At 73.6% G+C, this 9,375-nt stretch carries 3 protein-coding genes; all 3 read right to left on the reverse strand.

Annotated elements, in window-relative coordinates; translation table 11 throughout:
- The coding region (locus tag AB8Z36_RS22100; RefSeq protein ID WP_369215095.1) for a non-ribosomal peptide synthetase at positions 1–2,508 on the reverse strand (2,508 nt) is incomplete at its 3' end.
- A gap of 21 nt (positions 2,509–2,529) precedes the next feature.
- Entirely contained in the window at positions 2,530–3,573 is a 1,044-nt protein-coding gene (locus tag AB8Z36_RS22105; RefSeq protein WP_369215096.1) for a MupA/Atu3671 family FMN-dependent luciferase-like monooxygenase, read from the reverse strand.
- Between the two features lie 50 nt (positions 3,574–3,623).
- Entirely contained in the window at positions 3,624–9,350 is a 5,727-nt protein-coding gene (locus AB8Z36_RS22110) for an amino acid adenylation domain-containing protein (RefSeq protein WP_369215097.1), read from the reverse strand.
- Between the last annotated feature and the right edge of the window lie 25 nt (positions 9,351–9,375).

Genomic DNA, 9,375 nt, shown 5'->3' on the forward strand with positions numbered 1-9,375 from the left:
GGTCAGCACTGTGCCGGGGTGCGGCGCCGCCGTCGGTGGCACGGGGGGGGGGGGGGGGGGGGGGGGGGGGGGGGGGGGGGGGGGGACATACAACTCCCCCACCACACCCACCGGAACCAACCCCAACCCACCATCCAGCACATACACCCGCTCATTCGCCATCGGACGGCCGATGGGGAGCCGGGCGCTCCGGTCGCCGGGTGTGTCGAGACGGTGCAGCGTCGTGAAGGTGGTGTTCTCGGTCGGGCCGTAGGCGTTGGTCAGCACTGTGCCGGGGTGCGTCTCCGCCATCCGTCGCACCGCCGCGGCCGACGGCTCCTCTCCCCCCACCAGGACATGGCGGAGCGCGCCCAGCAGGGGGCTGCGCTCCTCGACGAGGGAGTGGAAGAGGGACGCGGTCAGGAAGGCGCCGGTCACGCCGTGCTCCACCACGGTCCGGTGCCAGGCGTGCGCGGTGGTCTCCCGCGCCAGGGGCATGACCACCGTGCCGCCGTTGAGCAGCGGCACCCACAGTTCGTAGGTCGAGGCGTCGAAGGAGTGGGGGGCGTGGGCGAGCACGCGGGTGTGTGTGCCGTCGGAGAAGCAGGGGTCGGTGGCGAGACCGAGGATGTTGCGGTGGGTCACGACCACGCCCTTGGGGCGCCCGGTCGAACCCGAGGTGTACATCACGTAGGCCGTGCTGTGGGCAGGGATGTCCGGCGCGTCGGGGCGCTGGTGCGGCGGGCCGACCGGGAGCGGCAGTTCGGTGGTCTCCGGCCCCAGGACCAGGACCGGGTCCGGCCAGGCGGCGGCGCGCGGGCGGGTCGCCTCGTCGGTGAGCACCAGGCACGGCCGCGCCTCCGCGAGAACCGTCCGCAGCCGGGTGTCCGGGCTCCGCAGATCGAGCGGCAGGTAGGCCGCGCCGCTCCGCAGGACGGCGAGGAGCGCGACGACCAGATCGGCGGAGCGTCCCGTCGCCACGGCGACGAGCTCGCCGGGGCCCGCGCCGTGTGCCCGCAGGCGGCTCGCGAGCCGCCCGGACAGCGCGTCCAGTTCCGCGTACGTGAGACGGGTCTCCCCGCAGATCACCGCAGTGTCGTCGGGCGCCTCGGCCACGCGCCGGGCGAAGCGGTCCGGCACGGAGCCGTCGGGCAGGGGGTGAGCGGCACCGTTCCAGGTCCCGAGCATGGCGCGCCGCTCGGCCGGGGTCACCACCTCGATCCGTCCGATCGGGCGTGAGGGGTCCGCCGCCGCCTGCGTCAGGAAACTCTCGAAGGAACGGGCCAGGCGCTCGGCCGTCGCCCGGTCGAACAGGTCCTCGGCGAAGACGAGCCGTCCCGCCAGTCCTTCCGGCACCTCGGTGAGGTCGAGGACCAGGTCGAAGGCGGTGGACCTGTCGGCCGAGTCTCCCCGCATCCGCACGGTCAGGCCCGGCATGCGGGCCTCGGTGGCCGCGTTGTTCTGGAGGACGAGCATGGTCTGGAACAAGGGGTGCCGCGCGGCGGAGCGGGCCGGGTTGACCGCCTCGACGACGTGCTCGAAGGGCACGTCCTGGTGCTCCAGCGCGGACAGTGCCCCAGTGCGCACGCGGCCGAGCAGTTCGCTGAAGGACGGGTCCGCCGACACATCGGTGCGGAGCACCACGGTGTTGACGAAGCAGCCGACGAGGTCTTCCAGGCCCGCGTCGGTGCGGCCCGCGACCGGGCTGCCGATCGGTATGTCGGTGCCCGCGCCCCACCGCCGGAGCAGCCCGGCGAGTCCGGCGTGCAGCAGCATGAAGAGGCTCACCCCGTGTTCCCTGGCGAGCTTCCCGAGGGTGTCGTGGACCTCCGCGCCGAGCCTGACGGGGACGGAGTCCGCGCGGTGCGACGCGGTGGCGGGGCGGGGCCGGTCAGTGGGCAGCGTCAGTTCCGTGGGCAGGTCCGCGAGCCGCTCCCGCCAGTGGGCGAGCTGCTGGGCGAACAGGCTCCCGGGGTCCTCCGGGGCGCCGAGCACCTCGCGCTGCCAGAGGGTGAAGTCGGCGTACTGCGCGGGCAGTTCCTGCCAGCCCGGCGCGTGCCCGGCGAGGCGGGCCCCGTACGCCGTCGCCAGATCCCGTACGAACGGCGCCGCCGACCAGCCGTCGAAGGCGATGTGATGCACCGTGACCACCAGGGCGTGGTCCTCGGGGGACGTGGAGAACAGGGCCACGCGCAGCGGTGTCTCGTGTGCGAGGTCGAAGTCGTGCTCCATGGCGGTCGCCACCGCCTGCTCCAGGTCCTCGGCCGTGACCCGCCGCACCGGCAGACCGATCCGGGCCGCCCCCTCCACCTCGTCGAGGACGACTTGCCACGCCTGGCCGTCGACCGCGGGGAAGAGCGTACGCAGGCTCTCGTGGCGCACCACGACGTCCCGCAGCGCGGCGCGCATCGCCGACTCGTCCAGCGTGCCCGCGAGGCGCAGTGTGAACGAGGCGACGGGCGACTCACCGCGCCGTCCCAGCTCGCCCTGCATCCAGAACCGTAGCTGCGAAAACGACAGGGGGATCATGTGTTCCTCGGCCTCCAAGCCCTAGCTCGACGCTTCTCGTACCGCGTTCACCTGGCGCAGCGCGCCCAGCACCGTCTTGTTGTCGACACCGAAGTCGATCAGGCAGGCGATCTCGTCGACGCCGATGTCCCGCAGGCGTTCCACCATGACCCTCGCGTCGGACACCGTGCCGAAGAGCCCCCGCTCGTCGAAGTACGAGTCGAAGGAGCGCTCGACGATGAAGTCGATGTCCTCCTCGTCGAGTTCGCTGATGTCGAAGTCGGGGTCGGCCTCCCTGAACGACCGCGTGATGAGCTCGATCGAGCTCCTGAGGTAGTGGTGCATCGGTTCACGCACGACCTGCCTGGCCTCCTCGCGGTCGTCGGCGAGGAAGGTGTGCAGCATCAGCACGACGTGCCCGTCCCAGCCGTCGTGGGTCTCGCGGGCGTGGCGCCGGTACTCGGTGATCCGCGCGGCGAGTCCGGTGATGTCCTGGTGCAGCAGATGGGTCAGCACCCCGGCCCGTGCGGTGGCGGCGGCACGGAAGGTGGCGGCGTCCCCGGCGCTGGTCACCCAGACCGGCAGCTCGCGCTGGACCGGGGGCGGGAAGACGCGCACGGAGGTCGTGAGGCCGGCCCCGTCCACCACGTCGAGGCTCTCCCCGCGCCAGAGCGCGCGCACCTGGCCGATGCTGTCGAGCATGACGCGCTTGCGCTCCTCGTAGGGCGCTTGAGCGAGCGCGAAGTCGACGGGGTGCCAGCCGGAGGCGAAGGAGACGCCGACCCGGCCTCCCGAGAGGTTGTCGACCACGGACCACTCCTCGGCGATCCGTACGGGATGGTGCAGCGGCGACACCACACTGCCCGCCCGGATCTCGACGGTGTCCGTGGCCGTGGCGAGGGCCGCGCCCACCACGGCGGGGTTCGGGTAGAGGCCGCCGAAGGCGTGGAAGTGCCGCTCGGGCGTCCACACCGCGCGGAAGCCGTGCCGGTCGGCGAAGCGTGCTCCTTCGAGGAGCAGTTCGTACCGGCCACCGGCTCCGTCGCCGGTGCTGTCGTCCGCGAAGTAGAAGAGACTGAAGTCCATCGCTCACCTCTGTGATCCGTAGTCCTTCGGGGGCCGGGCGGTCGCCGCCGTCAGCGCATCCTGCGCAGCGCGGGACGGGCCTTGCGCGCTCCGGTGAGCTTCTCCGCGAGCCCGGCGACGCACGGGGCGTCGAAGACCGTGGTGATCGGCACCTCGACCCCGAGGTCCGCCCGGATGCGGCTGATCAGCCTCGTCACGAGCAGCGAATGCCCTCCGAGGTCGAAGAAGCTGTCATCGACGCCCACCTCGTCGAGGCCGAGGATCTCCGCGTACATCCGGCACAGTGCCTCTTCGTGCGGCGTACGCGGCGCGCGGCTCGTCGCGCCCCGTCCGTGGCCGGGCGCGGGCAGCGCGGCACGGTCCAGCTTGCCGTTCGGCGTGCGCGGGAAGCTGTCGAGCACGACGACGGCCGAGGGCACCATGACGCCGGGCAGGAAGGCCTCGGCACGCCGCATGACGGACTGCCCGAGCCGTGTGTCGCGGGGTCCCGCGGCGGGGGTGTTGACGAAGCGGCCGAGGTCGGGGGCGGCAGTGGGTGCGGGAGTGTCCAGCGGTTCCGGGTCCGTCCCGGCGTCCGTCACCTCCTCCTCCGCCTTCGTCGTCGCCGGGGTGAGCACCGCGTCGAAGCACTCGGGGCCCGCCGTCTCCGACCAGCGCAGCACGGCACGCCACCCGTGCGCCTCGGCCGTCCGGGCCAGGTCCTCCGGGTCGAGGCCGTCGGCCCGGCTTCTCCCGGGCGTACGGAGATCCTCCGCGAGGCGGTTGTTCGGGATGCCGGTGAGGGCGAGTACCCGGCCCGCCGCCTCCTCGCGTACAAGCGCGCGGACGTCGTCCAGCGTCCGGATCTCCGCACCCCAGCCGATGCGCGCGACCGGCTCCGTGCGGCGGCGCGTCACCGGCGCGGTGCGCAGGACCACGTCATACCGGTAGCGGCTCAGTTCATTGTGGTGCCTGCCGCGTTTCAGCCTGATGTCGCAGGAGGTGAACGCGGGGGACGACGCGACGAGGGCGGGGAAGAACTCCGGGTCCACGAGCAGTTCCCGCTCCCCGGCCATGTTCCGTTCCAGGGTGCGCGCATGCTCCGGGCCGCCGGGCTCGGCCCCGGTGCGGCTGAGTGCGACGGCGGAGTGGAAGCACCGCAGGAGCCCGAGGTGGCGTACGTCCCCGACGAAGACGGAGCCGCCGGGTGCCAGGGCCTCGGCGGCGCGGTCGAGGACCCGTGCCAGGTAGTCGGCTCCGGGGAAGTACTGCGCCACCGAGTTGAGGACGACCACGTCGAAGTGGTGTGCCGGGACGCCGGTCATGTCGTCGGCCGACTGTGTCCGCAGGACGACACGCTCGGCGAGGTCCGGCCGTGCCGTCGCCACCTGTCGGCGCAGCTTCGCCAGGACTTCCGGCGAGTGGTCGACGCCCCAGTACTCCTCGGCGTCCGGCGCGAGGCGGGAGAGCAGCAGGCCGCTGCCCACGCCCAGCTCCAGGACGCGCCGGGGCCGGAGCGCCGCGATGGCGCGGACCGTCTCCTCGCGCCACTCCCGCATGCCGTCCAGGGGGATGTCCCGGCCGTCGTAGCTGCTGAGCCAGCCGGTGAAGTCCTCGCCGAAGACCGCATCCTCGTCCTGGGCGGGCACCGCGTCGTGCACCTGACGCCACCCGCTCGCTTCGGGCCCGGCGGTTTCGGGCCGGACGTAGGCGACGATCCTGCTGTCCCCGTGCCGGTCCGTGCGTACCGTCACCGCGACGTCCGCGACCTCGGGGTGTCCGGCGACGACCGCTTCGATCTCGCCGAGTTCGATGCGGTGCCCGCGCAGTTTGACCTGGTCGTCCGCCCGTCCCTGGAATTCGAGCGCTCCGTCGGCGTTCCGGCGCGCCAGGTCGCCGGTGCGGTACATCCGGGCGCCGGGCGGGCCGAAGGGGTCCGCCGTGAACCGTTCCGCCGTCGTGCCTGGCCGGTTGAGATAGCCGTGGGCCAGGCCCTCGCCCGCCACGTACAGTTCGCCGGTCACGCCGGTCGGCACGGGCCGCAGCCGCTCGTCGAGGACGTGCACGCGGGTGTTCCTGACCGGCGTGCCGATCGGTACCGCCCGTCCCTCCTCCGGCAGGGGGCCGCTCATGGTCGCGCACACCGTGGTCTCGGTCGGGCCGTAGCCGTTGAGCAGCGTGCGGCCGGGCGCCCAGCGTTGGACCTGTGCAGCCCCGAGCGCCTCGCCCGCCGCGATGAGGGTGGTGACGCCGGGCAGCGCGTCGGGGGCCAGGACGCCGAGTACGGCCGGAGGCAGGGTGAGGTGGGTGACGCCGTGCTCCTCGGCGAGCCTGCTCAGCCCGGGGCCGGGCAGCAGTCTGGCGGGCCGTGCCAGGACGAGGGCGGCTCCGGCGGAGAACGCCATGGACACCTCCCAGAAGAAGGCGTCGAAGCTGGGGGACGCGAACTGGAGCACCCGGTCGGACGGCCGCAGGCCCAGGGCCGTCACCTGGTGCGCGGCCAGATTGGCGAGGCCGGAGTGGGCCACGACGACCCCCTTGGGGCGGCCGGTGGACCCGGATGTGTAGATCACGTAGGCGGGTCGGCCGACGGGGAGTCCGCCGTGCCGTCTCCCCGCCCGGTGGTCGTGCGGAGGGAGGTCGCGGAGCGTCGCGACGGTCATCGGGTCGTCGAGGACCAGCGACGGAAGTCCATGGGTGGCCTCTGCCGGGAGGGCGGCCGACCGTGACGTCAGCAGGAGTGCGGGGGCCGCGTCGCCCAGTACGTGGGTGATGCGTTCCACCGGGTACTCCGGGTCCACCGGCAGGTAGGCGGCCCCCGTCTTCATCACCGCGAGGACGGCCACCACGAGCTCCACCGATCTGGTGAGGGCCGCCGCCACCACCGCGCCGGGGCCGATCCCCCGGTGGTCGAGGAGCCCGGCCAACCGGTCGGCGCGGGCGTCGAGTTCCCGGTAGGTGACCCGCTCGCCCTCGAAGAGCACCGCCGGTGTGTCCGGGCTCCGCCCGGCCCACTCCTCGAACCGTTCGAGCAGGGTGGGGGCGGGTGCGGTGCTCCGGGTGTCGTCGCGCCGGGCCAGGAGTCGCTCCTCCTCCTCGGTCGACACGTCGAATGCGGTGAGCGGCAGATCCGGGTCCTCGACGGCGGTCCGCAGGACGCGGCGCAGCCGTGTGAGAAGGGCTCGCGCGCTCCCTTCGGTGAACAGATCGGTGGCGAACTCCAGTCTTCCGCCCAGTCCCCCGGGCCCGCCGTCCCCGTTCCGCAGTTCGCTGACCGAGAGGGCGAGGTCGAATTTGGCGGTGCCCACGGCGACGGGCTCGGCCCGCATCTCCACATCGCCGAAGTCCCATGGGGCCTCGGCGGCGTTCTGGAAGGCCAGCAGCACCTGGAAGAGGGGCTGCCGTCCGGTGACCCGGGCGGGGTTGAGCGCCTCGACGAGGCGGTCGAAGGGCAGGTCCGCGTGTTCGGACGCCACGAGGTCGGTCTCCCGTACCCGGGCGAGCAGTTCGCGGAACGCGGGGTCCCCGGAGGTGTCGGTCCGCAGGACCAGGGTGTTGGCGAAGAAGCCCACCAGATCGTCGAGGGCGGGGTCGCCGCGTCCCGCCGTCACCGTGCCGATCGGCAGGTCCTCACCGGCTCCCAGGCGCGTCAGCAGGACGGCGAGTGCCGCGTGGACCACCATGAACAGCGTGCACCCGTGTGCGTGGGCAAGGCCCAGCAGGGCCCTGTGGAGGTCCGCGTCGCACGTGAAGGGGGCGGTTCCGCCCGGCCGGGTGGCCGAGGCCGTGCGGGGTCCGTCGGCCGGGAGGCGCAGCGTGCCGGGCATTCCGTCGAGGGTCTTGGTCCAGTGGGCGAGCTGCCGGTCGAGCAGGCCCTCCGGGTCGTCCGCACGCCCCAGGATCTCCTCCTGCCACCGTGTGTAGTCGGCGTACTGGACGGGCAGCTCGGGCAGGCCGGGACGGTCGCCGGTCCGGCGGGACCGGTAGGCCTCGGCGAGATCGCGTGCGAGCGGGCGCAGGGACCACCCGTCGCTGGTGATGTGGTGCATCACCAGGAGCAGCACATGGGTGTCGGGGGCGAGCGCGAAGAGGTGGGCGCGGAAGGGTGGTTGGGCGGCCAGGTCGAAGGGGGCGCGGACGGCCTCGCGCAGCGCGCCCGGGAGTTCCTGCTCCGTCACCGGCCGCCGGGGGACGTCGGGGTGGGCCTCGTCGGGGCCGAGGACGCGCTGACGTGGTTCGCCGTCGTGGTCGGGGAAGACCGTGCGCAGCGCCTCGTGCCGGGTGACGACGTCACGCACGGCGGACCGCAGCGCCCGGAGGTCCAGGGAGCCGGTGAAGCGGAACGCCACGTGCTCGTTGTAGGTGGGGTTCGGGCCCTCCAGCTGGTCGAGGAACCACAGGCGCCGCTGGGCCGCGGAGAGCGGCAGCCGCTCCGAGCGCGGGCGGCGGCGCAGCGCGGGCCGGGCCGGCGCCCGCGCCCCGATCCGGCGCGCGAGGCCCATGGGGGTCGGCGAGGCGAACACCTCGCGTACGGTCAGCTCGGAGCCGAGGCTCGCGCGGACGCGGCCCACCAGCCGCATGGCGAGCAGTGAGTGGCCGCCCAGGGCGAAGAAGTCGCTGTCGGCGTGGACCCGCTCGACGCCGAGCACCTCGGCGAACAGTCCGCACAGGATCTCCTCGGCCGTCGAGCACGGCGCGAGCCCCCGCTCCGCGCCGGTCGGGGCCGGTGCGGGCAGCGCCCGCCGGTCCGTCTTGCCGTGCGCCGTCATCGGGAAGGCGTCGAGGAACACGACGGCGGAGGGCACCATCGGGGCGGGCAGATGGGCCGCGCAGTGTGTCAGCAGGGCCGCCGCGTCGGCGCCCGGGTGGCCGGGGGCGGTGGTGACATAGGCGACGAGCCGCGGGTCGCCGGGTCGGTCCTCGCGCGCGAGGACGACGGCACGGGCGACGGCGGGATGCCGGGCCAGCACCCCTTCGACCTCCCCGGGTTCGATGCGGTGGCCGCGCAGCTTGAGCTGGCCGTCCGACCTGCCGAGGTACTCCAGGTCGCCGTCGGGCAGCAGCCGCACCAGGTCACCGGTGCGGTACATCCGTGTGCCCGGCGGGCCGAAGGGGTCGGCCACGAAGCGTTCCGCGGTCGGTCGCGGACGCCCCGCGTACCCTTGCGCGACCCCCGCCCCCGCGAGGTGCAGCTCGCCCGTGCCGCCCCGCGCCACGGGCCGCAGAGCGGTGTCGAGTACGTACGCCCTGACGCCCGGGAGCGCCCTGCCGAGGCGGGGGCCCGGTCCCGCGACGCGGGCCGCGGTCGAGTCGACGGTGCACTCGGTCGGTCCGTACAGGTTGACGGCGTGCACCAGGTCCCGGTCGGCGAGGTCCACCAAGTCCGTCCACATCGCGGCGGGCACGGGCTCACCGCCGAGGAAGAGACGCAGCGGGCCGCCGTCGCCTCGGGGCCCGTTCACGCAGGGGCGCAGGACTTCCCAGTACGAGGGTGTCGCGTCGAGGTCGGTGACCCGCTCGGCTCGGAGGAAGTCGGCGAACAGCGCAGGATCATGCCGCAGTTCGTCGGTGGGCAGGACCAGGGTGTCGCCCCGGCAGATCCTGATCCACTGCTGGACGGAGGCGTCGAAGCCGAGGCCCGCGTTCCAGGCCACGCGGGCGGGTGCCGGAGGGTAGACGCCCGACTCCTCCAGCGCCCGCATCAGATGCCGGACATTGCCGGTGGTGACGACGGTGGCCTTGGGCCGTCCGGTGGTGCCCGAGGTGTGCACGACGTACGCGGGGGCGTGCTCGGGCACGGGGATCGGGGGCACGGTGCCGAGG

It is taken from the genome of Streptomyces flavofungini, from assembly GCF_041028215.1.
GTDB lineage: Bacteria > Actinomycetota > Actinomycetes > Streptomycetales > Streptomycetaceae > Streptomyces > Streptomyces flavofungini_B.

Coding starts and splice junctions, on each gene's coding strand:
- AB8Z36_RS22105 (WP_369215096.1), bottom strand. CDS start 3,573: ATGGACTTCAGTCTCTTCTACTTCGCGGACGACAGCACCGGCGACGGA.